The 13,918-nt window shown below is 44.6% G+C and carries 11 protein-coding genes; 3 read left to right on the top strand and 8 right to left on the bottom strand.

Annotated elements, in window-relative coordinates:
* Positions 1 to 62 precede the first annotated feature (62 nt).
* The 5 genes from LFX25_RS15165 to ppk1 are packed head-to-tail and all read right to left on the bottom strand — an operon-like array spanning position 63 to position 6,169.
* Positions 63 to 692: a hypothetical protein gene (locus tag LFX25_RS15165; protein WP_238730959.1), complete on the bottom strand. Its 630-nt coding sequence runs from the start codon at positions 690 to 692 to the stop codon at positions 63 to 65.
* Complete coding sequence (locus tag LFX25_RS15160; RefSeq protein ID WP_238730958.1) at positions 673 to 1,035, bottom strand: transmembrane 220 family protein; 363 nt, start codon at positions 1,033 to 1,035, stop codon at positions 673 to 675. The genes LFX25_RS15165 and LFX25_RS15160 overlap by 20 nt, the downstream gene beginning before the upstream one ends.
* Positions 1,017 to 2,600 (bottom strand): bifunctional GNAT family N-acetyltransferase/carbon-nitrogen hydrolase family protein, encoded by a 1,584-nt coding sequence (locus LFX25_RS15155; RefSeq protein ID WP_238730957.1) that lies wholly within the window; start codon positions 2,598 to 2,600, stop codon positions 1,017 to 1,019. The genes LFX25_RS15160 and LFX25_RS15155 overlap by 19 nt, the downstream gene beginning before the upstream one ends.
* Positions 2,600 to 4,018 carry an FAD-binding oxidoreductase gene (locus LFX25_RS15150; RefSeq protein ID WP_238730956.1) on the bottom strand — a complete coding sequence of 473 codons (1,419 nt, stop codon included), beginning with the start codon at positions 4,016 to 4,018 and terminating at the stop codon, positions 2,600 to 2,602. The genes LFX25_RS15155 and LFX25_RS15150 overlap by 1 nt, the downstream gene beginning before the upstream one ends.
* Positions 4,019 to 4,030: 12 nt before the next feature.
* A complete protein-coding gene (gene ppk1, locus LFX25_RS15145) occupies positions 4,031 to 6,169 on the bottom strand; it encodes a polyphosphate kinase 1 (protein ID WP_238730955.1) in 2,139 nt (712 codons plus the stop codon).
* A 441-nt stretch (positions 6,170 to 6,610) separates the two neighbouring features.
* Here ppk1 and LFX25_RS15140 point away from each other — a divergent pair, with 441 nt between their 5' ends.
* Together LFX25_RS15140 and LFX25_RS15135 are read left to right on the top strand one after the other, a co-directional pair.
* The gene (locus tag LFX25_RS15140) at positions 6,611 to 7,054 is read left to right on the top strand and encodes an Rrf2 family transcriptional regulator (protein WP_238730954.1); all 444 of its coding nucleotides are present in this window, start codon (positions 6,611 to 6,613) and stop codon (positions 7,052 to 7,054) included.
* A 109-nt stretch (positions 7,055 to 7,163) separates the two neighbouring features.
* Positions 7,164 to 7,811, top strand: coding sequence for an NAD(P)H-dependent oxidoreductase (locus LFX25_RS15135; RefSeq protein ID WP_238730953.1), 648 nt, complete (start codon positions 7,164 to 7,166; stop codon positions 7,809 to 7,811).
* Positions 7,812 to 7,969: 158 nt separating this feature from the next.
* Here the strand turns inward: LFX25_RS15135 and LFX25_RS15130 are convergent, their stop codons facing one another.
* The 3 genes from LFX25_RS15130 to LFX25_RS15120 form a co-directional block, all read right to left on the bottom strand.
* Positions 7,970 to 8,458: a GyrI-like domain-containing protein gene (locus tag LFX25_RS15130; RefSeq protein ID WP_238730952.1), complete on the bottom strand. Its 489-nt coding sequence runs from the start codon at positions 8,456 to 8,458 to the stop codon at positions 7,970 to 7,972.
* Positions 8,455 to 9,654, bottom strand: a complete 1,200-nt coding sequence (locus tag LFX25_RS15125) for a M23 family metallopeptidase (protein ID WP_238730951.1) — start codon at positions 9,652 to 9,654, stop codon at positions 8,455 to 8,457. Before LFX25_RS15125 ends, LFX25_RS15130 begins: the two co-directional genes overlap by 4 nt.
* Before the next feature lie 1,486 nt (positions 9,655 to 11,140).
* Positions 11,141 to 11,863 carry an MIP/aquaporin family protein gene (locus tag LFX25_RS15120; RefSeq protein WP_238730950.1) on the bottom strand — a complete coding sequence of 241 codons (723 nt, stop codon included), beginning with the start codon at positions 11,861 to 11,863 and terminating at the stop codon, positions 11,141 to 11,143.
* A 133-nt stretch (positions 11,864 to 11,996) separates the two neighbouring features.
* Here LFX25_RS15120 and fliD point away from each other — a divergent pair, with 133 nt between their 5' ends.
* On the top strand, positions 11,997 to 13,916 hold the full coding sequence (gene fliD / locus LFX25_RS15115; protein ID WP_238730949.1) for a flagellar filament capping protein FliD: 1,920 nt from the start codon (positions 11,997 to 11,999) through the stop codon (positions 13,914 to 13,916).
* Positions 13,917 to 13,918 lie beyond the last annotated feature (2 nt).

Genomic DNA, 13,918 nt, shown 5'->3' with positions numbered 1-13,918 from the left:
ACTACTTCTTACCAACTCATCAAAGAATTTCTGCTTCAAATGAATGTAGGAACTACTACGTTCTAAAAAATCTTACCGGTAAATACGAAACGAACAAAGAAAAGAATCGCCACGCACTGCGCCGACTGACCCGCGATAAACACCGGATAAAAAATTTTTTTCTTATAACGGATCACGCCTAACACGGCGCTCAAGATCGGCGCGGGCAAAGGCAACGCGTTGAATGCGAAGATGGCAAGAACTCCGTAACGATTTAAGAAACCCTTCATTCGATAGAATTTTTTCGGACTGATCAGTTTGATACAAGCGCGGGCCGCGATTCTTCCCAGAAAGTAATTGATCGTGAACGATATCGCCAACCCGAGAATATGCAGAATTACTAAATCGCTTCCGTCAAGTTTGGAATATGCGGCGCGTATGTATAAGAATTCGATCGGAAGATAAAAGAAGAACAGACCGCCAAAGAGGGTCGTAAAGAAAACTCCGAGCAGGCTCGGTTTGCGGATTTCCTTGCTTATGTAAAGAACGAGTTTTTGAATCGCTTCCAAACCCGGAATTTCCAGTTTTAAAAGACCGGATGCGGTTAAACTCAAAAGAATGACGGCGAAAAAAACGGAACCGAGAAAGATCAGGCCGGAATAGAAATTCCTCTTCTTGTGATAGGAAAAGATTTCATCCTTTCGAAATTGCACTCGTGTCCCTCTTGCGGATCCAAAAGCCGGGAATTCTGGACCAGATCGCTGACAAAATCAGACCCCCCGTTTCTCTCGTGACCTCGTCGTCAAAGGAAAGGTTTTCGATCTGCATCGCCGCCAAAACCGTTCCCGCCGAAAAGAGCGCGGAAAGAATCAAGGATGTCCTCAGCCAGAGTTTCGATTTTTCGGGATACATTAAGAATCCTGCATATAAAATCGCAACGCTTAAATACAAAGGAATCCAAAGCCACGGATCGGGATCGTTCCACTGAAGCCCCGCAAATACGAGCCAAATAAAAATCGTAACGATGGAAAAAATTTTCATGATTCGTGAATCCATTTGAGTTCGTAGAGATCTTTTCTTCGGTTGGAAAGATTCCGAACCGAACCTTTTTTACGGAGTTCTTTTAATAAGTCCAGATCCAAATCCGCGATCAAGGTCATTTCCGTATTAGGAACGGATTCCGCCGCGACGCAGTCGTGCGGAAAGGCGAAATCCGACGGAGTAAATACGGCGGATTGAGCGTATTGAATGTCCATGTTCTCCACGTAAGGAAGCGCGCCGACCGATCCGGAGATGACCACATAACATTCGTTTTCGATCGCTCTCGCCATCGCACAATGTCTTACGCGGTTGTACCCGTTTTTCGTGTCCGTGTAAAACGGAACGAACAAAACGTCCATTCCCTGTTCGGCTAAGAATCTCGGAAGCTCTGGAAATTCCACGTCGAAACAGATAAGAATTCCGATCTTGCACGCGTCCGTGTTGAATACGGAAAGATTATAGCCGCCCTTGACGCCCCAATAAAAATCCTCGTCCGGAGTTACGTGAAGTTTGTACTGCTCTTCGTAGGTTCCGTCCCTTCTGCAAAGATACGAAACGTTGTGAAGAGTGTTATCCCTGTATTCGGGCATACTTCCCGAAATGATGTTCACGTTGTATGAAACAGCGAGTTCCACCATCTTTTCGATGATGCTTTCCGTATGACTGGAAAGCGCTCGCATCGCGTCGGAAGGGCTTCTGTCGTTGTAGCGGGCAAGTAAAGACGCATTAAAAAATTCGGGGAATAATACGAAGTCGACGTTGTAACCCGCGACCGTATCCACGAAGAATTCCACCTGACGCATCAATTCTTCGATCCCTGTTACGGGACGCATCTGCATCTGAACGACGCCTACGCGGACGACGGTTTTTTGTCCTCCGATCAGGGTAGTTTCTTCCTTTTCGTAATAAATATTCAACCATTCTAATAGAACCGCGTAAGAACTGAAACCCTTGGTATTTCCGAAATATCCGCGTTTGAGTTTGCGGACGTGGAATCCGTTTGCGAGTTGAAAGGAAAGAACCGGATCGTAGATTTCTTTGTCCCTTACCTTTTCGATGTATTGTGCGGGAGTCATCGTGTCTTCGTAGTTTTCATAACCGGGCATCCACGCGCCGACCACGATCCGTTTGAGATTCAATTTCTCGCAGAGTTCTTTCCGGGCGTCGTATAATCTTCGACCGAGACGCAATCCTCTGTATTCAGGGTGAACGAATATGTCTACCCCGTAGAGCGTGTCTCCGTTCTCGTTATGATTTTTCAGATCGCCCTTTCCGACGATCTCCTCGTAGGTGTGATTGTCTCCGTAATCGGACCACTTGATGATCTGACTGATCGCCGCGCCCACGACCTTTCCGTTGTCTTCGATACAGATCTGACCTTCCGGAAATTTCGTGATTTGAGATTCGAACTGATTCTTCTTCCAAGCACCGTCGAATTCCGGAAAGACGATGTCCATGATCTCTTTAACGTCCGCGTAATCGTCCAGAGTAAGACTTCGCATAACAATCCGGTGATCGGATTGTATTTTCTTCTTTTTTTTACTCGGCTTTTTTCCGCCGGACCCGTTGGTCGAAATCATCAGAACAATTTGCCCGGGTTCATGATGTTTTTAGGGTCCATGGATTTTTTGATCTCCTTCATTAGAAGAATTTCGGCTTGGGTTCTTGAAAAGTGGAGAAAGTCTTTTTTCAAAAGTCCGATTCCGTGTTCGGCGCTGATCGATCCATGATATTTTTGTAATAAACGGAACATGTCGGGATCGACGTCCTTGCACTTTTTGAAGAATTCTTCGTTGGGAAGATCCTTCGGTTTAACGATGTTTAGGTGAAGATTTCCGTCTCCGATATGCCCGAAGAGCGCGATTTCGAAACCCGGATATTTGCCGTTTAACAGCGCTTCCATGTCTACGAGAAACGGTTCCATATTCCGTAGAGGAAGGGATATGTCGTTTTTGTGGACCGTGTACTCGATCGAAATACTTTCGCTGATTCCTTCTCTGTATTTCCAAAATGTTTCGGATTGTCTTGAATTTTGCGCGAGGCTTCCGTCGCTGATCAGACCTTTTTCGGTGATCGTTTCCAAAAAGCCGAACAGTTTTTCCTCGTCCGATTCTTCCGCGATTTCGAATTCCATCAAAACGTAATACGGACTCGGAGCCTGAAACGGGTCGGGAACTCCGAGGTGCGCTTTCACTTTTCCGAGACAATATTCGGTGAAGAATTCGAAAGCGAGCAAAGGAACTTTGACCCGATGTGTTTCCTTGAACAAGGAAAGAATGGAGGAAAAGTCGGGAACGGATACGAGCAGAACCCGGTTGTCCAAAGGTTTTGTCGTCAGTTTGAGGGTTGCCTCCGTAATGACGCCTAACGTTCCTTCCGAACCGATAAAAAGTTGTTTGAGATCGTAGCCCGTGTTGTTTTTGAGAACCTCTCCGTTGAATTCCAGAATTTCGCCGGTTCCCGTTACGACCGTAAGACCTAAAACCCACTGACGAATTAAACCGTAATGAACGACTCTTACGCCGCCCGCATTCGTTGCGATGTTTCCCCCGATATGAGAGGAGCCGGTGGCCGCGAAGTCCACTGGAAAATAGAATTCTCTTTCCTCGACTTCCTTATGGAGATTTTTGGTGATCATTCCGGCTTGAACCTTGATGCTTCCGAAAAACGGATCGAAGTCGACAACCTTGTCCATCTTCGCAAGCGAAAGAACTAATTCTCCGTTCTTTGCGATCGCTCCACCCGCGTAACCCGTGCGTCCGCCGGAAGGAACGATCGCGATATCGTTGTCGTATGCGTATTTTACGATTTTTGCAACTTCTTCGGTGGTCGTTGGAAACGCGAGAATGTCGAAGTCCGGTTTGTAAACTTTGGTTCTATCCGTTCCAAAGGAAAGAAAGGTCGCTTCGTCGAAGTCGGGATCGTTTTTAAAAAAGATTTTTCCGGTTCCGATCAGGGATTTGAGTTCTGTTTTATTGATTGTCGAAGTCGTAGTCATATATTAAAATTTTTAATCCGCGAAACTCATTCTTTCGATTTGGGAGTCGACGGGTTTTTCGTCTTTTTGTAATATTCTTTTTTTATAATGTCCGTCGTGATGCAGGAATCTCGCTTTTACGTTGTCCCGGAGTTGGACGTCGAGAATCTTTTTGATTCTCTCCTTATTCTTGCCTTCGATGATCGGAAATAAAACCTCGATCCTTCTTTCAAAGTTTCTAGGCATACAATCCGCGGACGCGAGAAAAACGGATTCAGCTCCTCCAGAGTGGAAGTAGTAGATTCTCGTGTGTTCCAAAAATCTTCCGACGATCGAAAGGACGGTGATGTTTTCGGAGATTCCTTTAAGTCCCGGTTTGAGACAACAAATTCCCCGGATGATCAAGTCGACTTTGACGCCGGCCTGGCTCGCCTTATATAAGGAAAGAATAATATGCGGGTCCACGAGGGAGTTCATTTTGAAGATGATCCGGGCCGGTTTTCCCGCGAGGGCATTCTCCCTTTCCTTGTCGATCAAAGTCATGAAAGTCGATTTCAGGTTATGCGGAGAAGCGGACAGAAGATTCAGAGTCGGCATCTTTGCGTAACTCGTGATCGTGTTGAAGATCGTCGCGACGTCTTCGGTGATCTGTTTGTTGACCGTAAAAAAACTGAGGTCGGTGTAATATTTGGAAGTGGTCGAGTTGTAGTTTCCGGTTCCAAGATGCACATAACGCACCATGTGATCGTCCTCTTTGCGGACCACTAAAAGCATCTTGCAGTGGATTTTTAAACCGACAACGCCGTAAACGACGTGAACGCCCCTCGCTTCGAGTTTCTGTGCCCACTTGATGTTTCTTTCCTCGTCGAAACGGGCCTTGAGTTCCACGAGAACGGTCACTTGTTTTCCGTTCTCCGCCGCTTGTCCGAGATATTGAATGATCGGAGAATCCCCGCTCGTGCGATACAAGGTCATCTTGATTCCGAGAACCTTCGGATCTTCGGATGAAATCCGAAGCAGATCTTCGATCGCCGAAAAGGATTGATACGGATGATGCAGAAGTCGGTCCTTCTTTTTGATCGCTTCGAAAATCTTTTCGGGCGTATCGAACTTCAACGTCATTTTCTGTTGAAAGAACGGATATTTGAGCTTGGAAGTATGATCGAGTCCGTAAAAGAACATCGCGTCGCTGATGTTCAAAATCGAAGCGACGTCAAACACTTCGTGATCCTGAAGTTCGAGCAGTTCGCGCAGAGTGTTTTTGATGAACGGAGAAGTTCCTTGATGAATGTCCATACGAACCGCGTCGCCCCAGATTCGGTTGCGGAGTTCGTCCTTCATCGTGATGAGAAGATCCTTTACGGATTTTTCCTCGTCGATGGAAATGTCCGCGTCTCGGATGATTCGGAAGGGATAGATTTCCTTAACGGTCATTCCGTAAAAAAGATCGTCTACGTGCAGTTTGATGATCTCTTCCAAAGGAAAGAATCTTCTTTCTTCTCCCTTTCCTTTGAGCTGTAAAAATCGAGGGAGAACGGAAGGCACTTGAACGACCGCGAATAAATCTTTTTTTCCGCCGGTCTTTTCGTCTTCGGTGCTCAGCACCATCGCGAGGTTCAACGACTTGTTGAGGATATGAGGGAACGGGTGTGCGGTGTCGATCGCGAGAGGTGTTAGGATCGGAGAAACGTCCTCTTTGTAATAGGATTGAATTTGTTTGATTTCGTCTATCGTCAATTCTTCCGGATTGAGAATCAGATGAATTCCGGCTACTTTCAATTCTTCTAATGTTTTGGAGAACGTTTCGTATTCTTCGCGTACGAAGGCGCGGACCTTGTCCGATAAGTCGGAAAGGATTTCGGAGGCGCTGTCTCCGTTCAAACTTCTTTCGTCGTTTCCTTCCTTAACGAGGTTGCGTAGTCCGGCGACGCGAACCATATAAAATTCGTCGAGGTTCGTTTCGGTGATGCTCAAGAATTTCAAACGTTCCAACAGAGGATTTTCGGGATCATTCGCTTCTTCCAATACGCGTCGGTTGAAATCGATCCAGGAAAGTTCCCGGTCGAAAAATATATTCGGATTATTCAGATGAATTTCCGTTAGATTCCCGTTGGAAGATCCGTTTTGTCCCGACGTCGTCGGGGATTGTTCTTGTACTCTTGGTTTCGACACGTATATATCCTAAAATTCTGGAAGATCCTCAGATTCCCCGGATTCAAAATCCGCTTGGGAGTTGTCGGTGGATTCTATTCCTGTTTAAACCTGCTTTACCGGGAGTCAATGATTCTAAGGGGGATTTTGATGACAGGTTTGTGATTCCCTCCTAGTTTTTGGACGAAAGGAAGAATGGTGTTCGGGTATTTTTCAGTGCACTTCCGAAAGTGCAGGAGTTCCCACACTTTTTTGTCAGCAAACGGGAAACCTCCGGATGAAAAGTGGGAGTTCCCACACCCATTGGAACTACGGAGAATTTCCAACTCCCTAAGAAGGAGTTCCCACTTTTTAAAAAGAGAAAAACCCGAATGAAAACCGATAATATTCCCGAGAAAAACCCGAATTCTTCTTGGCAGGGCGCTGTCTAACCCAATGAATACTGTGTAAAGGATCAAAATCTTGGCTATTCCTAGTCGTTACGCCGTCGCAATTCACATTCTAACGTTTCTGGAAGATGGAAAAGGGAAGGACACAACCTCCGACACAATCGCAGAATCGGTCGGAACAAACCCGGCGATCGTAAGAACCCTGATCGGGAAATTGAGAAAGGCCGGATTAGTCTATACAAGACAAGGGGTTCCCGGCGCCTCTCTTACCAAACCCGCATCGGAGATCCGACTTTCCGACATTTATCGCGCCATCGAGGCCTCCGAATGCCTTTTCAACGTTCACGATCACCCGAAACAGGATTGCTCGGTGGGAATGGGAATTCTCCCGACACTTGAATGTATGTTCGCCCAGGCTCAAGCCGCCCTGGAAGCCAAATTGGGAGAATTCTCCCTAGAGGACGTGATGATGCAGGTCCGGGGCGAATGCCAAAAAAAAATGTCTCTTTCCCTTTGATTGTTTTGTTTTCTCCTTTTCTTTTTTCGGGTCTAACTTGTTAAAGTGTTAATAACAAGATGACATTTTAATCTTCCGGAAAACCGGATTTAAATTTAAGGAGAAAACGATGGATTTATTGGAAAAACTCAACTGGAGATACGCGACCAAAAGAATGACGGGTCAGAAGGTTCCTCAAGAAAAAGTGGATCGAATCTTAGAATCGGTGCGCTTGACCGCGTCCGGTTTCGGATTACAACCTTATCAGGTTCTGGTAGTTGAAGACGAAGAATTAAAACGCAAAATTCATCCCATCGCCAACAATCAACCTCAAATATTAGAATCCTCTCATATACTTATCTTTGCCGCGTGGGACCAAGTCACTGAAAGCAGGATCAAAGATTATATCGAACTGATCGCAAGAACGAGAAACACTTCCGTCGAATCTCTGCAAGGCTTTCAAAATTCTATGCTTGGCTGGCTGAAATCGCAAACACCCGAGTCTAGTTTTAACTGGGCGGCGAAACAGACCTACATCGGCTTTGGAACGGGAATCGTAGCCGCCGCGGTGGAAGGAGTGGATGCTACTCCCATGGAAGGGTTTAATCCCGCCGCGCTCGACGAATTGCTTCATTTGAAGGAAAAAGGACTGAGATCCACGTCCATTTTAACGCTCGGTTATCGCGATGCGGAGAACGACAGGCTCGTAAATGCACCTAAGGTTCGTAAGGCGAAAGAAGATTTCGTGATCGAGTATTCTTCAGCCGAAGTTATCTGAAAGATTTCGTTTTAGAAAAATCGAATCGAGTTTTTCCTGAATCGGCAAAAAATAGAATGCGGTTTTTAGGAAACGATTTTTGGACCGATCGAACATCGGAAAAATCAAGGTGTTTGAAGGCTCCAAACGCCTGCATCAAAACGCGCGAAGGGTTTCGATCAGGCTTGTGATTTTTGCCTGATCGGAATCCAAAATTCTTCTTCCGAATTCGGATCCTCGTTTTTGTATTTCTCTCCCAATTTTTCGAAATGAGGTCTATGATCTAAAACGTATTCCGAGTTCGGCAGCCAAGTTCCGAAGATGTATTGAAAAACCTTCGGCCCTTCGTTCGACGAACCTTTATGCAAAAAGACCGCGTAAAGTCCTCCGGGCAGGATCGTCGTTTCCATCTCCGACGGAACCGAATTGAAATCGTCGACTTCGATCGTCGCCCATTTTTCAAAGCTTGTGCCCGGATTGAAATTTTGAAAATAAGAAGCATCATAGATCTGCATCGAGTACAGTTCCGTTGCGACACTGTTCGTGATCTCTCTTTTTCTCGGCATGAAGTTGCGCCAAAGTTCTCCCGTTTTATTTTCCAGAAGGGACATGGTCATTCGGTTTCCGACCAGTAACTTCGGAGTCAGAGTCTCGATTCTAAAATTCATTCTCGTTCAACGACCCAGGTTTTGATGATTTCGATATCGTTGATGACTTGGATTTTATACTTTCCCGGTTGTTGCGGAAAAAGACTCCAATCGAAATAAAAAACGGCTATAATCTGTTCTGGGGTCAAGTTCCAATCAAGTCTTTTACAGATCGAATCCGGATTGCAGACTTCCACTTTTAAATCGTATTTTCCGGGTTTTCGCACTTCCAAAGCGAGAATCGGTCTTTTCTGAGGGTTGAATTTATCCTCGCAGTCGAAAAGTTTTTTCTGTACGAACTCCGAGCAGATTTTGAGATCTTCCTCGAAGAAAAGTTTTCCCGCCGGTAAAAGGTTGGAGGGATTCCAATAAACGAACCCGCGTTTTAGCTCGTCTAAAACACCCTCATCGGTTTCGAAGGAAGTCGGAAATGATACTAGACGTTGAAATTTTTCTGTAGGTTTAAGAACGTGAAAATGAAGGTGAGGTGCACTACTAAAACCTGTATTACCCGAAAGTCCTATCTTTTCTCCTTTTTGAACAATCTGTCCTACTTTTACTAAAACGCCTTTATATTTCAAATGACCGTATTCGGCTACGCTTCCATCTTTATGAAGAATTCGAATATAGTTGGCTTTGTCCTGAAAATATGCCGTGGTTCCTCTTTCTTTATACTTGTCTTCGACTGAGATAATAAGACCATCTCTTGCGGCAAGGATGGAACTCCCTTCGGGAAGGGAAAAATCCAGTGCGAAAGGAAATTCGCCGGAATGAGTAGACTTTCCGTTATATCCTTGTCCGACCCTGGAGACGGATTCGAAAGGCAATCGGTAGATTATCTTCTTTGACATCGGAGCGTATATATCTCCGGCTTTAATATAGATACTAGAGTTGTAAGCAAATTCCTTATGTGCGTCGATGGGACTCAACGTAAGAATTTTTTTCGGTTCCGGGGTTCCCTTGGAAACGAAGTGAAACGGGAGCGCAACGTCCGATTCGAAATTCTCAAGGGTCGTGAAGTTGAAATAAACCGTAAACGGATATTCTCCCGAAGGAGTTTTGTTTTGAACGTAGAACTCTACTGTGTTGTTTGTAGTTCGGGTGAGAACGCAGATCCAATCCTTCGGTTTGCATTCTCCTTTTAAATCTCCCGGTTGTGCAGATAAGTTCCAAATCGAGAAAAACGAAAAAAATAGGACAAAGGCGAGACTTCGCATATCAATTTCATCATTTCGGGAATCCGATTAATCCGTAAATCAGGATTTTACGGTTTTCTAAAGTTTATAATCCATCCTTTCGGCCATATTTCAATTTGCTGATTTGTTTTGAAATTTTCTCGAACTTCTGTTTTCCAATTTGCGCAATCTGAACAATACGGTGAGGTGCGGAAGTATTCAAGACCTGAGGAGTATATTAGTAGAAGCAATGGTAAGGAGTATATTAAAAATTTTGAATTTTTTAATTCTTTCTCCTGAAAAGCGAATAATAAAAAACTGATTGAAAGCATTGTATTCGGAAGATAAAAATATCGCCCTGATCCTAAAAGGAGTCCTTGGATCTTAGGGTTTAAAGTTGTGGAATATGTGAGGAATGAAACCAATACACATCCGACTATCAAAGCGGCCGAAGGAAGATTCTTTCGTTTTATTATGTATAAAAAGAAACAAAGGAGAAGTAAGAAAATGAAGTTCTTTCCTTTGGCTACGTTAAATATTCCAATCAAATTGAGAATTGAATGGGTGTCATTTATTTCACCTATAAACGGATTTATTAACGTTCTTAGATAGAATGTCTGACTAAATTCTTTCAAAGAAAATCCAAATCTGTCATGGATAGAATTGGCATCCCCATAAGTTATAACATAAAACAATTGAATGATCGTAACTGAGAGACTCAGCAATAGAAATTTGTATTCCTTTTGAATGATAAGCAAATATGAATAAACTGGTATTACGAACATTGCTACAGGACCATTTAATATTGATAGCCAGGAAAGTCCTATATAGATGAGTTTTTGACTTTTTGAAATTTGGTTAAGGTTATCCATTCCTATTAACAATAGGATCCATGGAGTAATGAAATGTAGATTGATTGAGTTTAGAAAAATCTCATCCGATGGTGAAGTGATTATTAAGATTAAGGAGCAGATGATTTTATTACGATCCGAAAGTAAATATTCGTTTTTAGAAAGACTTATCAAAACATGAGGCAATAACCAAATTGTCGTTGTTAAAATTGTCATGACTAAGGGAGCGTATTCGAGCGGGAAAAATGTTGTAAAATACGAAAAGATTCTAGGAAATAAAGAGTAATAACCTAATTTAGATTCAAATATCGTTTTGAAACCTAATAAGTAAGCTTCTTGAAAATAGATCGTTCCTTCTTCCGCCCAAAGGCGTGGATAAATAAAAAGGCGAAAATCCCTGAATAATATTAGTAAGAGCGGAAGCGAAACGTGCTTAAATAATTGTTTAATCATGAGAGTCAGTCTATGAAATTGTAAATTTTCGGGAATCCGATTAATCCGTAAATCATGATTTTTACCCGACTGTCAGGTGAATACTATCACTACACAATTTTACAGTTCAAAATTTTCGCGTTGCGATCTTATGTTTCGCAACACGGAATTCGAAACCTATTGTATTCTTCTCAAATTCCAAGCGGAGAAAACGAAAACACATTCAAAAAACAAAATATTCTTTCTTAAATTTTCAAAAATCCGAGCAGCCATCCCGCACAGGCCGCACCGCTCAAGGGAGCGATCACAGGAAGCCACGCGTATTTCCAATTGGAAGAACCTTTTCCCGCGATCGGCAAAAGAAAATGCGCGAGTCTCGGGCCCAAGTCGCGCGCCGGGTTGATCGCGTATCCGGTCGTTCCTCCCATCGACAGACCGATGCTCCAAACGAGAATTCCCACGAGAAAGGTTCCGAAGTGAACGCTTAAGCCGGGCATGGAAGGGGAGAAGATCGAAACGATTCCTAAGATGAGCAGGAACGTTCCCAAGAATTCGCTGAAAAAGTTGGACGCGATATGCGAAATTGCGGGTTCGGTCGAAAACACCGCGAGAATTTTTCCGGGGTCCTGAGTTTCTTTCCAGTGCGGAAGATAATGCAGATAATTGAATACGGCTCCGAAAAAAGCTCCTCCGATTTGCGCCGGAATGTAAGAGAAAAGTTTGGAAGGATCGCCCGACTTGATCGCAAAAGCCAACGTTACCGCGGGATTGAGATGTGCGTCCGAACTTCCGAACGCGTTGGACGTAAAAACTCCGAGCATAACCGCAAAGGCCCATCCGGCGGTGATCACGATCCAGCCTCCGTCCTTGGATTTACTTCGTTCCAGTAAAACTCCGGCGACGACTCCGTTTCCCAAAAGAATTAAAACGAAGGTTCCTAAAAATTCTCCCAAAAAAGGCGATATCATTCTTCCCCCTACGAAAATCCAAACTAAAATCCACGGACATTTAAGATCGGCAATCGGTTTTTCCTGCATCGAATTTTTTCATTTTCCCTTATCTTTTTTCCGATTCGGTCGATGAAGAAGGTAGGAGGACAAGATGCCCGCATTTACGATTCCAGGACTTAGTTCCGGACAAGACACGAATATGATCGTAAAGAAATTGGTGGAATTGGAAGCCAAACCGATCCGCCGTCTTGAGCAACAGAATTCGTTTAACAAAGCTCAAGTGAAAGCGTGGAACGACCTCAAAGTAGTCACAACCGATCTGCAAAATAAAACAAGAGCACTCATCTCCTTTACCGCTCCGTTTGCGATGAAGAATATCGTTTCCGAACCGGAAGGCGTAGTCAGCGGAGACGCTTCCCGTTCCGCAAGCGCCGGCAAACGAAAGATAGAAATCAAAGATCTCGCGACCTTTCATCAAATCTCCGGGGAAAAAACGGACGCGAACAAACAAATTCCCGCAGGTAAGTTCAAAATTTTTTCGGGCGATTCCGAAAAGGAAATCGAATTCACCGGAGGAACGATCCGCGATCTCGCTTCTTCCATTAAAATTTCGGCGGCGGGTCTTGTGAATACCGGACTTGTAAAAGTCGACGGTGACAATTACGTTCTTACTCTTACCGCAGGTTTATCGGGCAAGGATCGCAAACTCAAATTCGAAGACGCGAACGGAGTGTTACAAGCGGCCAATCTTGTGGGTGCGACCGAACCGGCCGACCCTCCGAAAGTGATCAACCTTCTTCCCGAAGCGGATCAGATCTCCGTCTTTCAACCGGAAAAATACGGAATGGCCGCGGATGCAAAACCGGTTTATAAAGAAGAGAATAACAAGAAGTGGATGGAAATCGCGAGCGTCGCTTCCTTTCAGTTCGGAATTCCGACCACGGAATTGAAAAAGAACACTAGAATCGAGCTGATCACTTCGACCGAGTTCGCACCGGAAGATAAACTAGAATTAGGAATTCTTTATAAAGAAAACGATAAGGAAAAGATGATTTTCGAAACCGCCTCCAAGCAGGAAGGAAAAATCGTTTTGAACTTGAAGACGTTCCCCTCTGGTCAAAAGGCGCACAAGATTCTTTTTGCGAACTCGAGCGGAAAAACGGTAATATTAGATTCTTTGCATGTGGTAATTCCGGGAGAATTCAGAGGAGCGAAACCCGCAAAGGAAATCGCGGAAGCGAAGGACGCAGTGTTTCTCGTGGACGGGATCGAAGTCAACCGTCCCAAAAACGAAGGGCTCACCGACGTACTCGACGGAGTTTCGCTCAACCTTCTTAAAAAAACCGAAGGACCGGTGAGCATTGACATCAAAACGGATTCGGACAAAGGTCTTGAGATGATCAAGGAATTCGTCGCGGCCTACAACACCGTTTTGAAATTCGGAAAGGACGCGACCGCGGTCGATAAAAACGCCCAAGTCAAGGATGGAAAGGACGAAGGTGGAGAAATCGGCCAAACCTTTTGGGAAGGAAAAACCAAAACCGGTCTTTTGTCCGGAGAACATACCGTGCTTCGTCTGATCGCGGGAATGAAAACCGTCGCGAGTTCCTCATATCCCGTGAGCGGCGAAAATCCCGTTCGAATGTTAAGCGACATCGGTATCAGCACCGGAAGCGTTGGAAGCAAATGGGCCGATATACAGGACGGATTTTTAGTTTTGGACGAGGAGAAACTTCGCGTAAAACTCGCCGAAAATCCGGACAGCGTCAGAAATCTTTTTGCGATCGATACGAACTCGGACGCAAGAATGGACACCGGCGTCGGAGTCGATCTTCTCGAACACGTTAAACCTTACACGCAATACGCGGGCGGACTCGTTTCCGGTAAGGTGAAGATGCTCGAAGAACAAGTCACCGATAACAACAAGAAGATCAAGGAATACGAAAACCATCTCGTGAGTTACGAGAAAAAACTGAAGTCCAAGTTTCTTTATATGGAACAGGGAGTCGGTAAGAACAAAGCCGTGGGCGCTTATTTGAACAACAATCTCAAAGGCGCGAGAAACGAGTGATT

Origin of the sequence: Leptospira sanjuanensis, assembly GCF_022267325.1 — a bacterium.
Classification (GTDB): Bacteria; Spirochaetota; Leptospiria; order Leptospirales; family Leptospiraceae; genus Leptospira; species Leptospira sanjuanensis.
Note: the sequence above shows the minus strand (reverse complement) of the source record. Positions and strands in the feature narration are given on the sequence as shown.

Coding starts and splice junctions, on each gene's coding strand:
- LFX25_RS15135 (WP_238730953.1), top strand. CDS start 7,164: ATGGATTTATTGGAAAAACTCAACTGGAGATACGCGACCAAAAGAATG.
- LFX25_RS15130 (WP_238730952.1), bottom strand. CDS start 8,458: ATGAATTTTAGAATCGAGACTCTGACTCCGAAGTTACTGGTCGGAAAC.
- fliD (WP_238730949.1), top strand. CDS start 11,997: ATGCCCGCATTTACGATTCCAGGACTTAGTTCCGGACAAGACACGAAT.
- LFX25_RS15150 (WP_238730956.1), bottom strand. CDS start 4,018: ATGACTACGACTTCGACAATCAATAAAACAGAACTCAAATCCCTGATC.
- LFX25_RS15120 (WP_238730950.1), bottom strand. CDS start 11,863: ATGATATCGCCTTTTTTGGGAGAATTTTTAGGAACCTTCGTTTTAATT.
- LFX25_RS15160 (WP_238730958.1), bottom strand. CDS start 1,035: ATGGATTCACGAATCATGAAAATTTTTTCCATCGTTACGATTTTTATT.
- LFX25_RS15125 (WP_238730951.1), bottom strand. CDS start 9,654: ATGCGAAGTCTCGCCTTTGTCCTATTTTTTTCGTTTTTCTCGATTTGG.
- LFX25_RS15155 (WP_238730957.1), bottom strand. CDS start 2,600: ATGATTTCGACCAACGGGTCCGGCGGAAAAAAGCCGAGTAAAAAAAAG.